This is a genomic window from Duganella sp. Root1480D1 (assembly GCF_001427305.1).
Taxonomy (GTDB): domain Bacteria; phylum Pseudomonadota; class Gammaproteobacteria; order Burkholderiales; family Burkholderiaceae_D; genus Rugamonas.
Map to the genome: position 1 here is coordinate 18,715 of NZ_LMFZ01000045.1, position 17,770 is coordinate 36,484.

Sequence of the window (17,770 nt, forward strand, 5' to 3'; positions counted from 1 at the left end):
AATAATAATGGCAAACATATACACCCTGCAATTGCCAGAGACACTAAAAAGGAATTCCATCGTGTTCGTAGCGAAAAAACTACCCCTGGTTGCGGCTTGCGCCTTATTGCTCGCAGCCTGCTCAAAAGAAGCCCCCAAGACCGAAGATATCCGGCCGGTACGCGCCATGGTGCTGCAAAGCTCGGACATTGACGTCAATGCCGAATTTTCCGGCGAGGTCCGCTCGCGCGTTGAATCGCGCCTTGGCTTCCGGGTCGGCGGCAAGATTATCTCCCGCAAAGTGGATGTGGGGAGCATCGTCAAGCGCGGCCAGGCGCTGATGGATCTTGATCCCCAGGATTTGAAATTGTCGCAGGCGCAATCCATGGCTGCCTTGCGCGCTGCGGAAACCACGCGCGACCTGGCCAGTGCCGAATTGAAGCGCTACCAGGAACTGCGCGAAAAGAACTTCGTCAGCCAGGCCATCCTCGATGCCAAGCTCTCCGCCTTTAAATCGGCGCAGGCGCAAGTCGATTCGGCGCAGGCGGCGTATCGCGGCATGTCCAACCAGGCCGGTTACGCCAGCCTGGAGTCGGACATCGACGGCGTCGTCACCGCAGTGGATGCTGAAGTAGGGCAGGTAGTATCGCCTGGCGCGCCGGTTGTTCGTGTCGCCAAGACCGATGAAAAGGAAATCGTGTTTGGCGTGCCGGAAGACAAAGTCGACACGCTGCGCGCGATTACCGACGTTCACGTGCGCCTGTGGGCCAGCCCGGATAAGGCGGTGCAGGGCAAGATTCGTGAAATTTCGCCGGTGGCAGATCCGTCTACCCGTACTTACGCCTTCCGCGTGTCGATTCCCGCCAGCTTGTCCGAAGCGAAACTGGGGATGACTGCGCTGGTGGCTTTCGCCTCGCGCACGCCCCAACCTCAAATCAAGGTTCCGCTGACTGCACTGTTCCACGAAAAAGCCGCGACCTCGGTGTGGGTGGTCGAAAATGGCGCGGTGCGCCTGGTGCCGGTTACGGTAAGCGGCGTGTCCGGCAATGACCTGGTGTTGGGCAGTGGCGTCAAGCCTGGCCAGACTGTGGTGACTGCCGGCGTGAACCTGCTGAAGCCGGGCCAGAAGGTCACCATCCTTGGAGCTGCCAAATGAAGGGCTTCAACCTCTCGCGTTGGGCGCTGGAGCACATCCCGCTCACACGCTACCTGATTGCCGTGTTGCTGTTGGGCGGCCTGCTGGCGTACAAGAACCTGGGACAGGACGAAGACCCGCCGTTCACCTTCCGCTCCATGGTGGTACAAGCTTTCTGGCCAGGCGCCACGTCGCTGCAGATGGCCGAGCAGGTGACCGACAAGCTGGAAAAGAAGCTGCAGGAAACCCCATTTATCCACGAAATCACCAGCTATTCAAAGCCGGGCCAGACGCTGATCATTCTCAGCCTGCGTGAATCGACGCCGCCCAAAGAGGTGGCCCAGGCCTGGTACCAGGTGCGCAAGAAGATCGGCGACATCCGTTCGACGTTGCCTTCCGGAGTGCAGGGCCCCGTCTTCAACGATGAATTCGGAGATACCTACGGCTCCATCTTCGCGCTCTCCGGCGACGGTTTTACCTATGCGGAGTTGAAAGACTACGCCGACCTGGTGCGCCAGCAACTGCTTGGGGTAAAGAAGGTCTCCAAGGTCGAACTGTTTGGCGTACAGGACGAGAAGATCAATATCGAGTTCTCGCACAAGAAGTTTGCCCAACTGGGCCTGACCATCGAGCAGATCGCCAACCAGATCACGACCCAGAACGTGGTTGAAGCAACTGGCGTCGTGGTGACGCCGACCGACAACCTGCAGGTCCGCGTATCCGGTGCGCTGCGCACGGTCAAGGACCTGGAAGAGCTGGAACTGCGTGCCAACAACACGACCTTCCGCCTGGGCGACTTTGCGACCATCAAACGCGAATACCTTGATCCGCCGCGCGACAAAATGCGCTTTAACGGCAAAGAGGTGATCGGCCTTGGCGTGTCGATGGAGAAGGGCGGCAACATTATCCAGATGGGTAAGGACCTGGAGAAGACCGTCAATGCCATGAAGACCAAGCTGCCGGTCGGTGTTGAGCTGGAGCGCGTGTCGGACCAGCCGGCCGCAGTTACCGCATCGGTGGGCGAATTCCTGCATACCTTGATCGAAGCGGTGCTGATCGTGCTGGCGGTGAGCTTCGTCTCGCTCGGCTTGCATACCAAGCCCAAGCTGCGCCTGGATGCGCGCCCTGGCCTGGTGGTGGCGCTGACCATCCCGCTGGTGCTGGCGGTGACCTTCCTGTTCATGCGTATCCTGGATATTGACCTGCACAAGATTTCGCTCGGCGCCCTGATCATCGCGCTTGGCCTGCTGGTGGACGATGCCATCATCGCTGTTGAAATGATGGTGCGGAAGATGGAAGAGGGCCATTCCAGGCTGGAGGCTGCGACCTTTGCCTACACCTCGACGGCGATGCCGATGCTGACCGGCACCCTGATTACCGTCGCGGGCTTCCTGCCGATTGGCCTGGCGGCTTCGGCAGCGGGCGAATATACCTTTTCGCTGTTCTCTGTGAATGCGATTGCACTGGTCACTTCGTGGATCGTGGCGGTGGTGTTCACGCCGTACATCGGCTACATCCTGCTGAAGGTCAAGCCGCATTCGGAAGGCGGCGGTCATCACGAACTGTTCGATACGCCGGGGTACCGCAAGTTCCGCTCGATCGTGAACTGGTGCGTGGAATACCGAAAGACCACGATTATCGCGACGCTGGTGGTGTTCTTCCTCGGCGTGTATGGCTTCAAGTTCATCGAAAAGCAGTTCTTCCCGGACTCCAGCCGCCCGGAACTGATGGTGGAAATGTGGTCGCCGGAAGGCACGGCTTTCGCGCAAACCGAGCGCCAGGCGAAGAAGTTCGAGGAATTCATCCGCAAGGAGCCAGGCGTAGCCAGTGTGACGACCTATGTCGGCACCGGCAGCCCGCGCTTCTACCTGCCGCTGAACCAGATCTTCCCGCAAACGAACGTGTCGCAGACCGTGGTGCTGGCGAAAGACCTGCATTCGCGTGAAGAGCTGCGCAAGAAGATCAGCAACATCTTCAAGACCGACTTCCCTGAGGTACGCGGCCGCGTGCAGCTGCTGCCGAATGGCCCGCCGGTGCCGTATCCAGTGCAGTTCCGCATCACCGGTACCGAGGTGGAGGGCGTGCGCTCGATCGCCGACCAGGTCAAGGACATCATGCGCGCCAACCCGAACGCGGTAGGCGTGAACGACAACTGGAACGAATCGATCAAGGTGCTGCGCCTTGACCTGGACCAGGACAAGATGCGTGCGCTGGGCGTGACTTCGCAAACCGTGATGCGTGCTGCGAACACCATCCTGTCCGGCACGCCGATCGGCCAGTTCCGCGAAGGCATCCGCCTGATCGACATCCAGGTGCGCCAGCCGCTGGACGAACGCAGCACGATTGCAGTGCTGAACGACACCTACATCCCGACCAATAGCGGACGTTCGGTGCCGATCTCGCAACTGGCCCGGGTGCATTTCGTATGGGAACCGGGCGTGGTGTGGCGAGAGGGCCGCGAATGGGCGATTACCGTGCAGTCCGACGTGGTGGAGGGCGTTCAGGGGCCGACCGTATCGGACCAGATCAACCCCAAGCTCGATGCCTTGCGCGCCAAGCTTCCGCCCGGCTATGAGATCAAGGTGAAGGGCGCCGCTTCCGACAGCAGCGCGGCAGAGGAATCGATCGGCGCGAACTTGCCGCTGGCCGTGTTCATCATCTTCACCTTGCTGATGCTCCAGCTTCACAGCTTCTCGCGCGCACTGCTGGTATTCCTGACCGGGCCGCTGGGTGTGGCGGGAGCGGCGATGGCGCTGCTGGTGATGGGGCGTCCCCTGGGCTTTGTGGCGAACCTCGGCATTATTGCGCTGTTCGGCATGATTATCCGGAACTCGGTGATCCTGGTGGACCAGATCGAGCAGGATATCAAGGCCGGCGTGCCGGCCTGGGATGCGATCGTGGAATCGGCGGTGCGCCGCTGCCGCCCGATCATCCTGACTGCCGCTGCGGCGGCGCTGGCCATGATTCCACTGTCGCGGTCCGTGTTCTGGGGCCCGATGGCAGTTGCGATCATGGGCGGCCTGATTCTGGCCACTGCCCTGACGCTGCTGTTCCTGCCGGCGCTTTATGCGGCCTGGTTCCGCGTGCCGAAGCCGGCAGGCCGCTAGTACTCGAACGTGAAGCGCCGCGGGAATTCAGCGGGATAACGCGGAATATCGCGGATGCCTGCAGCGACGGCGTAGTCGTTAGCCTGGTCGCCGGAGCTTTGCAACAGCCGGACTTCGTGCGGCCGCCCGGTGCTGTCCAGGATCACGTCGTATTGCGTGGTCCTGACAGCGCGCGGCAGTTCTTTGCGAATCCGGTACACGATGAAACGGTGCTGTTCCTCCGTCAGGTCTTCGGGCTTGAGGCTGTAATTGACGGCTTCAGGCGGGGGCGGGGGCGGGGGCGGTGTCGGTTCATTCTCCGGATGGGTAATCCTGCTGATCATTCGCAGGGCGTAAAAGAGAGAAATGAGCACCAGCGCAATGGCCGCCTTGTAGCGGAACTTCAAACCAGGATCCGGCCTGCGCAGCGCCTGGCGCCAAGCCTCCACGCGTTGCGGGAGCGCCAGAATGTTAAGCAGCGGGGCGAAATTCTTTTCGAGGAACTCGGCATATGCCAGATCCCTGCGCAATGCTTCCTTGCTAGGCTCGTATTGCTGCCGCAAATCCCGGATCACGTAGCGGAAATGACGCCGTTCCGCCTCTTCAAAGTGCTCAAGACAGTGGCGTAGGGCGAGGGCGGCGTCCAGGGTTGCGCCGTTCGCGCCCAGGTTCTCCCAACGCCAGCCGGCTTCATTCCAGCCAAATGCTTCGCTGGCGGCGACGAGCAGGGCTTCGTGCCCATGCCGCCAGCCGTTGAGGAGCAGGATGCCGACCTGGTGCTCGAATTCGGCCTGGGCGGCAAAGCTTGCCGGGCGCAACTCTTCGAGCAACGCCCGGATCTCGTCTTTCCATATCAATTCGTCATCGGCGACCCGGCCGCGGGCAGTATTGGCAATCCCGAGCTGGAGGCGTGCGATCAGCTTCGCCACCGGTTCTTCGGCGGGCAAAGCTTCCGTTTGTGGAGTCGGATCCACCCGGATCGGCGCCAGGGCTGACTCTGGCGCGCCGGCTGGCTCCGGCTGGTGGGCATTCTTTAAGGCTGCTTCATATGCCTCGCGCAGTTTCTGGAACGCTTCTGGATTCTTTTCGAGGTCAATCAGCTTGAGTTCGCGGGCGTAAGCGCGTTTGATTTCTTTGACAGTGCCTTGCATAAAAACTGAATGTTGTGTGTAAGCTAAAAAACACTACCACACTCCTGCAACACCGTATAGAATGCCGGGTTGAAGTTGAAAGCCCCGGGCGACCCCGTTTTCACTGTAAGGTCGCCCTTTGCTTTTGTGCAAATATGCCGCGAGGATGGCGAAATTGGTAGACGCACCAGGTTTAGGTCCTGACGCCAGCAATGGTGTGGGGGTTCGAGTCCCCCTCCTCGCACCATAAGTACACTTATTTTTATTGGACGATTTTTACAATGGCCACTGCAGTTGAAACCCTGGGCAAACTCGAACGCCGCATGACGATTTCCTTCCCACTGTCGGACGTGCGTTCCGAAGTGGAAAAGCGCCTGAAAGTACAGGCTCGCTCCGCACGTGCTCCTGGCTTCCGTCCAGGTAAAGTGCCAATGAAGATGGTTGCCGCACAATACGGCTACCAGATCGAAACCGAAGTGCTGAACGATAAAGTCGGCCGCGCTTTCAACGATGCTGCCAACGAAAACCAACTGCGTGTAGCAGGCTTCCCACGCATCGAGCCAAAACAGGACGCGCCTGAAGGCCAACTGTCCTTCGACGCAACCTTCGAAGTGTACCCGGAAGTTGAGGTCGGCGACCTGACCAAGGTCGAGATCGAAACCGTCAAGTCCAACGTGACCGACGCAGAAATCGACAAGACCCTCGACATCCTGCGCAAGCAGCGCGTGCACTTCCACGTAAAAGGCGAGAAGGGCGAGCACGGCGACGGCGGCGAAGCTATCGCTGCTAACGGCGACCGCGTGACCGTGGACTTCGTTGGCTCCATCGACGGCGTTGAGTTCCCAGGCGGTAAAGCTGAAGGCTACCCATTCGTACTGGGCGAAGGCCGCATGCTGCCAGAGTTCGAAGCCGCTACCGTCGGCCTGAAAGTGGGCGAGTCCAAGACCTTCCCGCTGTCGTTCCCAGAGGACTACCACGGCAAGGACGTAGCCGGCAAAACCGCTTCGTTCACCATCACCCTGAAGAACCTGGAATGGGCGCACCTGCCGGAAGTCGACGCTGAATTCGCCAAGTCCCTGGGCGTGGCTGACGGCGACCTGGCCAAAATGCGCGAAGACATCAAAGTGAACCTGGAGCGCGAAGTTGCTGGCCGCGTCAAGGCGCGCAATAAAGAAGCCGTGATGGACACCCTGGTGAAGACCGCGACCCTGGAAGTTCCACAGTCGCTGATCGCACAAGACACCGAGCGCCTGGCTGAAATGACCCGCCAGGACATGGCTCAGCGCGGCATGAACGTAAAAGATGTACCATTCCCTCCAGAGCTGTTCAAGGACAAAGCCGAGCGCCGCGTGCGCCTGGGCCTGATCCTGTCCAAGCTGGTGGCTGACCAGAACCTGCAGGCTACCCCTGACCAGGTAAAGGCGCAGATCGAAGACTTCGCACAGAGCTACGAAGATCCGCGCGAAGTGCTGAAGTACTACTACTCCGATCGCCGCCGCCTGGCTGAAGTCGAAGCTCTTGTATTGGAAGAAAACGTCGTTACTTACGTCCTGGGCCTGTGCAAGAACGTCTCGAAAGAAATTCCTTTCGACGAACTCATGGGAAGCGTACAAGCTTAATAGCTTGATATCATTCGACGCCGGCCCCGAGCCGGCGTTGTTTTCAAAGGAATTGGAATGAATCGTAATCCCGCACTCGATACGGAAATGCTCGGCCTGGTGCCGATGGTGATCGAACAAAGCGGCCGCGGCGAGCGCTCGTATGATATCTACTCGCGCCTGCTGAAGGAACGCGTGATCTTCCTGGTCGGTCCGGTCAATGACCAGATGGCCAACCTGATCGTGGCACAGTTGCTGTTCCTGGAAAGCGAAAATCCGGACAAGGATATCTCGCTCTACATCAATTCCCCGGGCGGCTCCGTTTCCGCGGGCCTGGCGATCTTCGACACCATGCAGTTCATCAAGCCTGACGTGTCGACCCTGTGCACCGGCATGGCCGCCTCCATGGGCGCCTTCCTGCTGGCTGCAGGCGCCAAGGGCAAGCGTTTCTCGCTGCCGAACAGCCGCATCATGATTCACCAGCCTTCTGGTGGCTCGCAGGGCATGGCGTCGGATATCGAGATCCAGGCGAAAGAGATTCTCTACCTGCGTCATCGCCTGAACAGCATCATGGCAGAACGCACCGGTCAGTCGATCGAGCAAATCGCCAAGGATACGGACCGCGACCGCTTCATGTCTTCGGACGAAGCAGCGGAATATGGCCTGATCGACAAAGTCTTGACCAGCCGCGCATAAGCGTCCTTGCAAGTCGACGCCCGGACGCTACAACGTTCGGGCGTTTTGCTTTTATTTCGGGTAGCATGTGGTTGTGCGCAGGATTTCTTGCTTGTGCGCACGGCAAATTTGCACCAAAACTAAAGATTAGTCCCATGTCAGAGAAAAAATCCTCCAGCGGTGAAAAACTCCTTTACTGCTCGTTCTGCGGCAAAAGCCAGCACGAGGTGAAGAAGCTGATTGCCGGCCCGTCCGTCTTCATCTGCGATGAATGCATTGACTTGTGCAATGACATCATCCGCGACGAGACCTCCAGCATCGAATCTGTCACGGGTGCCAAGTCGGACCTGCCGACCCCGCTGGAAATCACCGAACTGCTGAACCAGTACGTGATCGGCCAGTCGACTGCCAAGCGCATCCTGTCCGTGGCGGTGTACAACCATTACAAGCGCCTGAAGCACCTGGGCAAGAAGGATGACGTCGAACTGGCGAAGTCCAACATCCTGCTGGTGGGCCCGACCGGCTCCGGCAAGACCTTGCTGGCCCAGACCCTGGCGCGCATGCTGAACGTGCCTTTCGTGATCGCCGACGCCACCACCCTGACCGAAGCCGGTTATGTGGGCGAAGACGTGGAAAACATCATCCAGAAGCTGCTGCAGAGCTGCAACTACGATGTTGAGAAGGCGCAGCGCGGCATTGTCTACATTGATGAAATTGACAAGATTTCCCGCAAGTCCGACAACCCATCGATCACGCGCGACGTGTCGGGTGAGGGCGTGCAGCAAGCGCTGCTGAAGCTGATCGAAGGCACCATGGCTTCCGTGCCTCCGCAAGGCGGCCGCAAGCACCCGAACCAGGACTTCGTGCAGATCGACACCACCAACATCATGTTCATCTGCGGCGGTGCGTTTGACGGCCTGGCCAAGATTATTTCCAACCGTTCCGAAAAGTCCGGCATCGGCTTTGCGGCGGAAGTGAAGAGCAAGGAACAGCGTTCGAACAGCGACCTGATGATGGAAGCCGAACCGGAAGACCTGATCAAGTTCGGCCTGATCCCTGAATTGGTGGGCCGCCTGCCGGTAGTGGCAACCCTGGCCGAGCTGACCGAGGAAGCCCTGATCGAAATCCTGGTCGAGCCAAAGAACGCCCTGGTCAAGCAGTACTCCAAGCTGTTGGAAATGGAAGGCGCCGAACTGGAAATCCGTCCAGCCGCCTTGCACGCCATCGCCCGCAAGGCGCTGGCCCGCAAGACCGGTGCCCGCGGCCTGCGTTCCATCCTGGAACACGCGTTGCTGGACATTATGTTCGACCTGCCAAACCAAACGAACGTCACCAAAGTCGTAATCGATGAAAATACGATCACCAGTGGCGCAAAACCCCTCCTGATTTATCAGGAATCCCCAAAAGCAGCAGGGGAAAACTAAATAGGGTTTTGAATCCCTGAGGCAAGGCGTTACAATCGGTCTCAATAACCAAAACGCCGGCTTCAGTCGAAAAGCCACTCGCGATCACCCGTCGCGCGTGGCTTTTTTTGTTCTGAATCGGCAATTTGTTTAGAGTGCCACTGCATTTTCTCAAAGCAAATATAATTGCAGCATAGGGCTTGTGAATTAGCCGCTGGGGCTTATATCAGATCCAAGCTTTTAAAATAAGGTACGCCATGACAACTACCAAATTAACTGAGCAAACTCAACTGCCTCTGTTGCCACTGCGTGATGTCGTTGTCTTCCCGCACATGGTAATCCCGTTGTTCGTTGGCCGACCAAAGTCCATCAAGGCGCTCGAAGCTGCCATGGAGCAGGGTAAGAGCATCATGCTGGCGGCGCAAAAAGCCGCTGCCAAGGACGAACCTTCGCCTTCGGATATCTATGAAATCGGCTGCGTGGCCAACATCCTGCAGATGTTGAAGCTGCCTGACGGCACCGTGAAGGTGCTGGTCGAGGGCGCACAGCGTGCCCGCATCAAGAAGATCACCGATGCGCCAACCCATTTCATCGCCGACCTGATGCCGCTCGAATCGGAGCAGGGCGACGAGTCGGAGATCGAAGCGATGCGCCGCGCGATCGTCCAGCAGTTCGATCAGTACGTCAAACTGAACAAGAAAATCCCGCCGGAGATCCTGGCATCGCTGTCGGGCATCGACGATGCCGGCCGCCTGGCCGACACCGTGGCGGCGCACCTGCCGCTCAAGCTCGAGCAGAAGCAGGTGATCCTGGAAATCATTGAAGTCTCGAAGCGCCTGGAGCACCTGCTCGGCCAGCTGGAAGGCGAGCTCGATATCCTGCAGGTGGAAAAGCGCATCCGTGGCCGCGTCAAGCGCCAGATGGAGAAGTCGCAGCGCGAGTACTACCTGAACGAACAGGTCAAAGCCATCCAGAAGGAACTGGGCGAGGGCGAAGAGGGCGCCGATATCGACGAACTCGAGAAGAAAGTCGCCGCCGCCAAGATGCCGAAGGAAGCGCTGGAAAAGGCCCAGGCCGAGCTGAAGAAACTGAAGCTGATGTCGCCGATGTCGGCCGAAGCGACCGTGGTGCGCAACTATATCGACACCCTGGTTTCGCTGCCATGGAAGAAGAAATCCAAGGTCAACAACGACCTGGCCAACGCCGAGAAAGTGCTCGACCACGACCACTACGGCCTGGAAAAGATCAAGGAACGCATCGTCGAGTACCTGGCAGTCCAGCAACGCGTGGACAAGCTGAAGGCGCCGATCCTGTGCTTCGTGGGTCCTCCAGGCGTGGGTAAGACCTCGCTGGGCCAGTCGATCGCCAAGGCCACCAACCGCAAATACGTGCGCATGGCGCTCGGCGGCGTGCGCGACGAAGCCGAGATCCGCGGCCACCGCCGTACCTACATCGGCTCGATGCCGGGCAAGGTGCTGCAGTCGCTGTCGAAAGTCGGCGTGCGCAACCCGCTGTTCCTGCTGGACGAAATCGACAAGATGGGCGCGGACTTCCGCGGCGATCCGTCGTCGGCGCTGCTGGAGGTGCTGGATCCTGAGCAGAATCACACCTTCTCGGACCACTACATCGAAGTCGACTTCGACCTGTCCGATGTGATGTTCGTTGCGACTTCGAACTCGTACAACATCCCGCCGGCACTGCTGGACCGCATGGAAGTGATCCGCCTGTCCGGCTACACGGAAGACGAGAAAACCAACATCTCCTTGCGCTACCTGTTGCCGAAGCAGGTCAAGAACAATGGCCTGAAGGACGAAGAAATCTCCGTCAGCGAAGGCGCTGTGCGCGACATCATCCGCTACTACACTCGTGAAGCGGGCGTGCGTTCGCTGGAGCGCGAAATCTCCAAGATCTGCCGCAAGGTCGTGAAGATGCTGCTGCTGAAGAAATCGGACAAGAAGGTCAGCGTCACGCCGAAAAACCTGGACAAGTTCCTGGGCGTGCGGCGCTACGATTTCGGCGTGGCCGAGAAAACCAACCAGGTGGGCCAGGTGGTCGGCCTGGCCTGGACCGAAGTGGGCGGCGACCTGCTGACCATCGAATCGGTCGGCATGCCTGGTAAGGGCAATGTGATCCGTACCGGTACGCTGGGCGATGTGATGAAGGAGTCGATCGAAGCAGCGCGCACCGTGGTGCGCAGCCGCGCCTCGCGTCTCGGCATCAAGAACGAAGTGTTCGAGAAGCAGGACATCCACATCCACGTGCCGGAGGGCGCAACGCCGAAGGATGGTCCATCGGCAGGCATTGCGATGACCACGGCGATGGTGTCGACCTTCACCGGCATTCCGGTCCGTGCGGACGTGGCGATGACCGGCGAGATCACGCTGCGCGGCGAAGTGTTGCCGATCGGTGGCTTGAAGGAGAAGCTGCTGGCAGCGCATCGCGGCGGCATCAAGACCGTGCTGATTCCCGAGCAGAACGTGAAGGACCTGGCCGAGATTCCGGACAATGTGAAGAACAAGCTGGAAATCGTGCCGGTGCGCTGGATCGACAAGGTGCTGGAAGTCGCGCTGGAGCGCCAGCCGGAGCCGATCACCGAGCCAGTGGCTGCAGTGGAGGTCCCGGCCGTCGCGGCAGCCGAGGGGAGTGGTGAAGTAGTTAAACATTAAACCGGTAACCCAGTGTCTGACCCGCAGGGCCAGACACTGCGGGTCAGACACCGAATTACCTGTTTTGGAATGAAAAGGGCGCCAGAAATGGCGCCCTTTTCATTTCTACCCTTGACACAGTGCAACCCCGACCTGTCTAATACGGCCCTGAGATTTTTATACGCACCACAACGCGGCATAAAAAACGGTATAAACGATATAAACCTTTGTGACGGGGACTGTAATGAACAAGACCGAACTGATCGACCACATCGCGACTTCCGCTGACATCTCCAAGGCTGCTGCTGCACGCGCCCTGGATGCTGTGATCGATGGCGTAACCACCACCCTGGCCAAGAACGACAGCGTCACCCTGGTTGGCTTTGGCACCTTCTCCGTAAGCGAACGCGCAGCCCGTACCGGCCGCAATCCGCGCACCAAAGAAGAGATCAAAATCGACGCAGCAAAAGTTCCTAAATTTAAAGCTGGCAAAGCTTTGAAAGACGCTGTACAATAATGGCCTTCGGTAAGCAGTGATGCTTACCGGGTAGTTTAAGCGGGCGTTTAGCTCAGTTGGTAGAGCGGATCCCTTACAAGGATTAGGTCGGGAGTTCGAGCCTCTCAACGCCCACCAAAGCTTAAGCAAAATGTAGTACCTGTGTTGTGAATGCTGGAGCGGTAGTTCAGTTGGTTAGAATACCGGCCTGTCACGCCGGGGGTCGCGGGTTCGAGCCCCGTCCGCTCCGCCAGCAAACGCACACACACTACCTGGAGCGGTAGTTCAGTTGGTTAGAATACCGGCCTGTCACGCCGGGGGTCGCGGGTTCGAGCCCCGTCCGCTCCGCCAGAATCCCGAAAAAGCCCCACAAGTCCCCAAGACTGTGGGGCTTTTTCATTTGCTTTCATTTGCTATTGGAGCAACTGCGCTGTAAAATCGCGCGAGCAGTTTTCACGCCTCCTCTATACGGAATAAATAGCTGACATGTTTGATTTTGTACGCACGCATCAAAAACTGATGCAGATTATCCTGGCGCTCCTGATTGTGCCGTCGTTTGTGCTGGGCGGTGCGATTGTCGGCGGCGTCAAGCTGTTCGGCGAAGATGCGAACACCATCGCCAAAGTGGCCGACTACCCGCTGACCCAGCAAGAATGGGAAAACGCGCAGCGCCGCCAGTTGGACCAGGCGCGCCAGCAAATGGGCAAGAACTTTGACCAGAAGGCGTTTGATACCCCGGAGTTCAAGCAGAACATCCTGGATCAACTGATCGCCCAGCGTGCCGTGAATGTGGAAATCCGCAGCGCCCACCTGACTGTCAGCGACGACAAGATTCGCCAGCAACTGTGGGCGATTCCTGGTCTGACCAAGCCTGATGGCACCTTCGACACCGAACGCTACCGCCAGATCCTGGATTCGCAAGGCATGAACGTCAATATGCACCAGAGCCAGATGCGCAACGACATGGTGCTTGGACAGGTGGCCGCCGGCGTGGAGCTGAGCGCCTTCGTTCCGCGTACCGTTGCCAAGGCTATTTCCGATTTCGGCTCGCAAGAGCGTGAAGTGCAGGAGATGGCGCTGCCGGTTTCCCAATTCCTGCCGAACGTGAAGGTCACCGACGACATGGTGAAAGCCTTCTACGACAAGAATGCCAAGCTGTTCGAGATCCCTGAGTCGGCCAAGATCGAATATGTGGTGCTGAACGCGGATGCCGTCGCGTCGCAAGCCACCGCAAGCGACGAGGAAGTTGCGAGCTACTATAAGTCGAACGACAAGCGCTTTACCACCGAAGAAACGCGCCGCGTCTCGCACATCCTGATCAGTGCAGAAGGCGGCAAACCTGCCGCCAAGGCCAAGGCCGAAGCTGTGCTGGCCGAAGTTCGCAAGAACCCGGCTGACTTTGCCAAGATCGCCAGCGCCAAGTCCGATGATGCGGGCTCCGCTGCCCAAGGCGGCGATCTGGGCGTGCTGGTCAAGCCTTCCAGCCCGGCCGAAATTGCAGCGCTCAAGCTGAAACAAGGGGAAATCAGCGATCTGGTGGAATCCGACTTCGGTTACCACATCGTTACTGTGACCGAGCTGAAACCGACGCACCTGAAGCCGCTGGATGAAGTGAAGGACGACATCGCTGCGGAAATCAAGAAGCAGAAAGCCGCCAAGCTGTACTCGGAACTGTCGGAACAATTCACCGATGCCGTGTATTCGCAATACGAAAGCCTGAAGCCGGCCGCCGACAAGCTGAAACTGAAGATCGAAACCATGGACGGCGTATCGCGCCAGCCTAACCCGATCCTCGGCGCCGCGCCATTCAACAACGCCAAGTTCCTGACCGCGCTGTTCTCCGACGATTCGCTGAAGAACAAGCGCAACACCGAAGCGGTTGAAGTCGCGCCACAAACCCTGGTGTCCGGCCGCGTCGTTGAATTCAAGCCAGCATCCAAGAAGCCGTTGGCTGAAGTGGAAGCAGCCATCAAGCAGCAGGTAACGCTGGAAGAAGCCGTGAAAGCAGCGAAGAAGGCGGGTGAAGAAAAACTCGCGGCCGCCAAAAAGACCGGTGACGCTGCAGGCTTCGGCGAAGTGAAGACCATTTCCCGTTCCAAGGCCGACGGCATCAATCCTGCGGCCGTTGCTGCGGTGATGAAGGCCGACGCCTCCAAGCTGCCAGCCTACGTTGGCGTGGAAATTCCAGGCCAGGGCTACGGCGTGTACCGCATCGGCAAAGTCAGCCAACCAGCGGAGCAGGACGCGGCCCGTCGCGAGCAGGAAAACGTGCAGATGAACCAGATCATCTCGCAGCAAGAGATGTCCGGATACATCGCCGCGTTGAAACAGAAGGCCAAGGTCAAGATCGTGCGCCCAGTCGCAACGATCAAGCCGCAAGTCGAATAAAGCGCTTAACGCTCTATGAAAGCCGGTGTCCGTGCAAACGGACCCCGGCTTTTTTCTTATGTGCCGATAATGCTAGCGGGGGACGGCGCCCCGCGGTCCCTGTAATGGGAGGAGCACATCATGCACTTAATCCGCTACGCTTTGGCGGCGCTTGCCTGCGCCTGTATTGGCAGCGCAAGCGCTTCGACGGTCACGCTGCAACTGACTGACCTCACATACAGCGCATACTCGCTGAATCCCCAGGGTGGGTCCGCCGCTGTCAGCGTGCAGCACGATCCCTATCACATCGTCGCCGACCTGCTTGGCACACGCGAGCAGCAGCACGAGGAAAGTACCTGGAGCAACGGCAATATCGCTGCCGGCGTATGGGGCGCGTCAACGCGCATGCCCAATGCCGCTTCGGCCTCCGGATGGTGGAATATTCTGATGGGGAACCAGCTTTACGATATCGACGCCAGCGCCGCCATCAATGACCCTTTGAGCCAGTGGTATTTCGCAGAGACCAAGCTGGATACCAGTGCGATCCTGACGCTGACGCCAAATTCCGTTGTGGTGGTAAGCGGGCACCTGGCTGGGGTGAGCACGCTGGTCGATACGGATGCTGTAGGGTATTTTTCGGCACTGCTGGAAGGCGGTGGCGGCATCACTGCCTACGAGCGCACATTCGGAACCGGTTCTGCATTGAGCGCGGTGAACGACTTCTTCACGTTGACGCTGTTTAACCGGACCGACAGCGCAATGGATTTCAACTGGAAGATTGATGCTGGCGTCACCGCGTCAAGGGAAGTCCCGGCAATCCCGGAGCCACCGTTTATCGCGATGGCCCTGGCCGGGCTGCTGGTAATGTTTATGCCTCGTGCAGTTTTCGTGCTGCAGCGACAAAGGATTCGGGAGAAATATCGGGCAGCGCCACTTCTATAGCTTTGTCGAATTGCACGAAATTGCGATGGATCGACTTGAGGTAGGCTGGGTCATAGTGGTCCACCAGCAGTTCATCCACCAGCGCCGGCATTTCTCCGGCCGTTGCCATCGACTGCCAGCGCTCGATGCGTTCGCGGCCATGCAATTGAACGAGGAATTCAAGCTGCGCATTCAGGGCCGGCGCGTTGCAGGCAAAATGCTGATAGTCCTCGATCAGCAGCTTGACACGGTCCTCGCGCGATACCTGCATGGAAATGCACGGGGATGCGCGCATGCGGTCCATCAGCGCGCCCGGCACGCGCAAGCTGCCGACTTTGCGGCTCTCCGCTTCAACAAAGACCGGAAGTTTCGGATCGTAGCGGCGCAAGCGGTCCCAGATCGAGGTCTCGAATGCCTTTTGCGAAGGCTGCGGCTGGCAAGGGATGTTGCCCAGCACCGAACCGCGGTGCGCTGCCAACTGCTCCAGGTCCAGCACCTGGGCACCAATGGCTTCCAGCGTATCGAGCAGGCGGGTTTTGCCACTGCCTGTGGTGCCGCAGATGACGCGGAAGTCCAGTTCGGGCGTTTGTTCAAGCTGGGTATTGATGGCGGCGCGGAAGGCCTTGTATCCGCCATCGAGCTGCACTACCGGCCAGCCGATCTTCGCCAGCACTGTGGCCATGGACCCGCTGCGGTTGCCGCCGCGCCAGCAGTAGATCAAAGGCTTCCAGTCGCGCGGCTTGTCCAGCCACAGCGTCTCGATGTGGTAGCCGATATTCTTCGACACCATCGCTGCACCGGCCTTTTTCGCCTCGAAGGAGCCGACTTGCTTGTACATGGTGCCGACCGTGATGCGCTGCTCATCGTCCAATACAGGGCAGTTGATGGCGTTCGGCAGGTGGTCAAGCGCATATTCGGATGGACTGCGCGCGTCGATGATGGTGTCGAAATCGTCCAGGCGGGCGAGAACGTCTTCGATAGGCAGGATTTCTGGATACTTCATTTGGTTTTCAGTATTGGCTGGAGGTGGGGCCAGATATTGCCCAGGATGATAGGATGCGCCGCCGCGAGCGGATGCAGGCGGTCGGCCTGGAACAGCTCCGGTTTTTGCACGACGCCATCGAGCATGAACGGCGCCAGCGGCACCTTCACATCCTTGCTCAAGGTGCCGTACATGGCGAAAAACTTGTCGGCGTAATCGCGTCCGTAATTCGGCGGCATGCGCATGCCGACCAGCAGCACCTGGGCGCCGGCCTTGCGCGATTCGTCCACCATGGCGCGCAGGTTGGATTCGGCCGCGGCGACCGGCAGGCCGCGCAAGCCATCGTTGGCGCCCAATTCGATGATCACAATGTTCGGTTTGTGCTTGCTCAGCAGGGCCGGTAAGCGGGTGCGGCCGCCGCTGGTGGTTTCGCCGCTAACGCTGGCGTTGACCACGGTTGCCGGCAGTTTCTGGTCCTTCAGGCGCTGGTCGAGCAGGGCCACCCAGCCGGCGCCGCGCGAGATGCCGTATTCTGCGGAAAGGCTGTCGCCCACCACCAGGACGGTTTTTGATGCAGAATAAGCGTTGGTGGCGGCGCTAAACATCAGGATCAGCACTGCGAAGCGGCGAACTATATTTTTGAACATGACCATGCGTGATATTCCTCAAACTTCCAGCCAGGTGGCCAAGGCGGCTATTGCCGTTTCGGGCCTGGGCAAGCGGGTGGCCGACGCCAGCGGCGAACTGACCATCCTGCATGGAGTGGATTTTACAGTGCAAAAGGCGGAAACGCTTGCCATTGTAGGGGCCTCCGGCTCCGGCAAATCAACCTTGCTTGGCCTGCTGGCGGGCCTGGATACGCCTACCGAGGGTACAGTGGTTCTCGATGGCGTCGATATTTTCGTGCTGGACGAAGATGGGCGGGCCGCCTTGCGCAAGGAAAAGCTTGGCTTCGTGTTCCAGTCCTTCCAGCTGCTGCCTCATTTGACCGCAGTTGAGAACGTGATGCTGCCGCTGGAACTGGCGGGCGATGGCGGCGCCCGTGAAAAGGCGGAGGCCATGCTGGGCCGCGTGGGCCTTTCGAGCCGCCTGAAGCATTACCCGAAATTCTTGTCCGGCGGCGAGCAGCAGCGCGTTGCACTGGCGCGCGCCTTTGTGACCGAGCCGCCATTGCTGTTGGCCGACGAACCGACCGGCAGCCTGGATGCGGCCACTGGGGAATCAGTGATCCAGTTGATGTTCGAATTGAACCGCGAGCACGGCTCGACCCTGGTGCTGGTAACGCATGACACCCATATTGCAGCGCGCTGCGGGCGCGTCATCACGATCGCGGCAGGCCGGATCGCCTGACGC

Annotated in this window: 13 protein-coding genes and 4 tRNA genes; 14 read left to right on the plus strand and 3 right to left on the minus strand. The window is 59.1% G+C overall.

Annotation, left to right across the window (positions count from 1 at the left end):
• Nucleotides 1-61 precede the first annotated feature (61 nt).
• Entirely contained in the window at nt 62-1,135 is a 1,074-nt protein-coding gene (locus ASD58_RS23080) for an efflux RND transporter periplasmic adaptor subunit (protein ID WP_229210078.1), read from the plus strand.
• Entirely contained in the window at nt 1,132-4,221 is a 3,090-nt protein-coding gene (locus ASD58_RS23085) for an efflux RND transporter permease subunit (protein WP_057263566.1), read from the plus strand. Before ASD58_RS23080 ends, ASD58_RS23085 begins: the two co-directional genes overlap by 4 nt.
• On the opposite strand, the gene ASD58_RS23090 is transcribed toward ASD58_RS23085, so the two are convergent.
• Nucleotides 4,218-5,351: a hypothetical protein gene (locus ASD58_RS23090; protein WP_057263567.1), complete on the minus strand. Its 1,134-nt coding sequence runs from the start codon at nt 5,349-5,351 to the stop codon at nt 4,218-4,220. The two genes, ASD58_RS23085 and ASD58_RS23090, sit on opposite strands and share 4 nt — an antisense overlap.
• A 139-nt stretch (nt 5,352-5,490) precedes the next feature.
• On the opposite strand from ASD58_RS23090, the gene ASD58_RS23095 reads away from it, so the two are divergent.
• The 11 genes from ASD58_RS23095 (at nt 5,491) to ASD58_RS23145 (ending at nt 15,456) form a co-directional block, all read left to right on the plus strand.
• Nucleotides 5,491-5,577: transfer RNA gene (locus ASD58_RS23095), tRNA-Leu, on the plus strand.
• Between the two features lie 34 nt (nt 5,578-5,611).
• Nucleotides 5,612-6,949 carry a trigger factor gene (gene tig, locus ASD58_RS23100; RefSeq protein ID WP_057263568.1) on the plus strand — a complete coding sequence of 446 codons (1,338 nt, stop codon included), beginning with the start codon at nt 5,612-5,614 and terminating at the stop codon, nt 6,947-6,949.
• 57 nt (nt 6,950-7,006) lie between these two features.
• Nucleotides 7,007-7,624, plus strand: coding sequence for an ATP-dependent Clp endopeptidase proteolytic subunit ClpP (gene clpP, locus ASD58_RS23105; RefSeq protein ID WP_057263569.1), 618 nt, complete (start codon nt 7,007-7,009; stop codon nt 7,622-7,624).
• A 134-nt stretch (nt 7,625-7,758) separates the two neighbouring features.
• Nucleotides 7,759-9,027, plus strand: a complete 1,269-nt coding sequence (clpX, locus tag ASD58_RS23110) for an ATP-dependent Clp protease ATP-binding subunit ClpX (RefSeq protein ID WP_057263570.1) — start codon at nt 7,759-7,761, stop codon at nt 9,025-9,027.
• A 236-nt stretch (nt 9,028-9,263) separates the two neighbouring features.
• Nucleotides 9,264-11,672: an endopeptidase La gene (gene lon, locus ASD58_RS23115; RefSeq protein ID WP_057263571.1), complete on the plus strand. Its 2,409-nt coding sequence runs from the start codon at nt 9,264-9,266 to the stop codon at nt 11,670-11,672.
• 223 nt (nt 11,673-11,895) lie between these two features.
• Nucleotides 11,896-12,168: an HU family DNA-binding protein gene (locus tag ASD58_RS23120; protein WP_055927923.1), complete on the plus strand. Its 273-nt coding sequence runs from the start codon at nt 11,896-11,898 to the stop codon at nt 12,166-12,168.
• Nucleotides 12,169-12,209: 41 nt separating this feature from the next.
• Nucleotides 12,210-12,285 (plus strand) — tRNA-Val (locus ASD58_RS23125).
• A gap of 38 nt (nt 12,286-12,323) precedes the next feature.
• Nucleotides 12,324-12,400 (plus strand) — tRNA-Asp (locus ASD58_RS23130).
• A gap of 21 nt (nt 12,401-12,421) precedes the next feature.
• Nucleotides 12,422-12,498, plus strand: a tRNA-Asp gene (locus ASD58_RS23135).
• Nucleotides 12,499-12,633: 135 nt separating this feature from the next.
• A complete protein-coding gene (locus tag ASD58_RS23140; protein WP_082565625.1) occupies nt 12,634-14,535 on the plus strand; it encodes a SurA N-terminal domain-containing protein in 1,902 nt (633 codons plus the stop codon).
• Between the two features lie 120 nt (nt 14,536-14,655).
• Complete coding sequence (locus tag ASD58_RS23145; RefSeq protein WP_057263572.1) at nt 14,656-15,456, plus strand: hypothetical protein; 801 nt, start codon at nt 14,656-14,658, stop codon at nt 15,454-15,456.
• Here the strand turns inward: ASD58_RS23145 and mnmH are convergent.
• Complete coding sequence (mnmH, locus tag ASD58_RS23150) at nt 15,383-16,438, minus strand: tRNA 2-selenouridine(34) synthase MnmH (RefSeq protein ID WP_057263573.1); 1,056 nt, start codon at nt 16,436-16,438, stop codon at nt 15,383-15,385. The two genes, ASD58_RS23145 and mnmH, sit on opposite strands and share 74 nt — an antisense overlap.
• Nucleotides 16,435-17,064 carry an arylesterase gene (locus ASD58_RS23155; protein WP_156401471.1) on the minus strand — a complete coding sequence of 210 codons (630 nt, stop codon included), beginning with the start codon at nt 17,062-17,064 and terminating at the stop codon, nt 16,435-16,437. Before ASD58_RS23155 ends, mnmH begins: the two co-directional genes overlap by 4 nt.
• Nucleotides 17,065-17,068: 4 nt before the next feature.
• Between ASD58_RS23155 and ASD58_RS23160 the strand changes: the two genes are divergently transcribed.
• Nucleotides 17,069-17,767 (plus strand): ABC transporter ATP-binding protein, encoded by a 699-nt coding sequence (locus ASD58_RS23160; protein ID WP_057263575.1) that lies wholly within the window; start codon nt 17,069-17,071, stop codon nt 17,765-17,767.
• Nucleotides 17,768-17,770: the final 3 nt, after the last annotated feature.

What these genes read in the sequence shown, in the direction of transcription:
- ASD58_RS23085 (WP_057263566.1), top strand. Translation starts at nt 1,132, where the DNA reads ATGAAGGGCTTCAACCTCTCGCGTTGGGCGCTGGAGCACATCCCGCTC.
- ASD58_RS23090 (WP_057263567.1), bottom strand. Translation starts at nt 5,351, where the DNA reads ATGCAAGGCACTGTCAAAGAAATCAAACGCGCTTACGCCCGCGAACTC.
- tig (WP_057263568.1), top strand. Translation starts at nt 5,612, where the DNA reads ATGGCCACTGCAGTTGAAACCCTGGGCAAACTCGAACGCCGCATGACG.
- clpP (WP_057263569.1), top strand. Translation starts at nt 7,007, where the DNA reads ATGAATCGTAATCCCGCACTCGATACGGAAATGCTCGGCCTGGTGCCG.
- clpX (WP_057263570.1), top strand. Translation starts at nt 7,759, where the DNA reads ATGTCAGAGAAAAAATCCTCCAGCGGTGAAAAACTCCTTTACTGCTCG.
- lon (WP_057263571.1), top strand. Translation starts at nt 9,264, where the DNA reads ATGACAACTACCAAATTAACTGAGCAAACTCAACTGCCTCTGTTGCCA.
- ASD58_RS23120 (WP_055927923.1), top strand. Translation starts at nt 11,896, where the DNA reads ATGAACAAGACCGAACTGATCGACCACATCGCGACTTCCGCTGACATC.
- ASD58_RS23140 (WP_082565625.1), top strand. Translation starts at nt 12,634, where the DNA reads ATGTTTGATTTTGTACGCACGCATCAAAAACTGATGCAGATTATCCTG.
- ASD58_RS23145 (WP_057263572.1), top strand. Translation starts at nt 14,656, where the DNA reads ATGCACTTAATCCGCTACGCTTTGGCGGCGCTTGCCTGCGCCTGTATT.
- mnmH (WP_057263573.1), bottom strand. Translation starts at nt 16,438, where the DNA reads ATGAAGTATCCAGAAATCCTGCCTATCGAAGACGTTCTCGCCCGCCTG.
- ASD58_RS23155 (WP_156401471.1), bottom strand. Translation starts at nt 17,064, where the DNA reads ATGTTCAAAAATATAGTTCGCCGCTTCGCAGTGCTGATCCTGATGTTT.
- ASD58_RS23160 (WP_057263575.1), top strand. Translation starts at nt 17,069, where the DNA reads ATGCGTGATATTCCTCAAACTTCCAGCCAGGTGGCCAAGGCGGCTATT.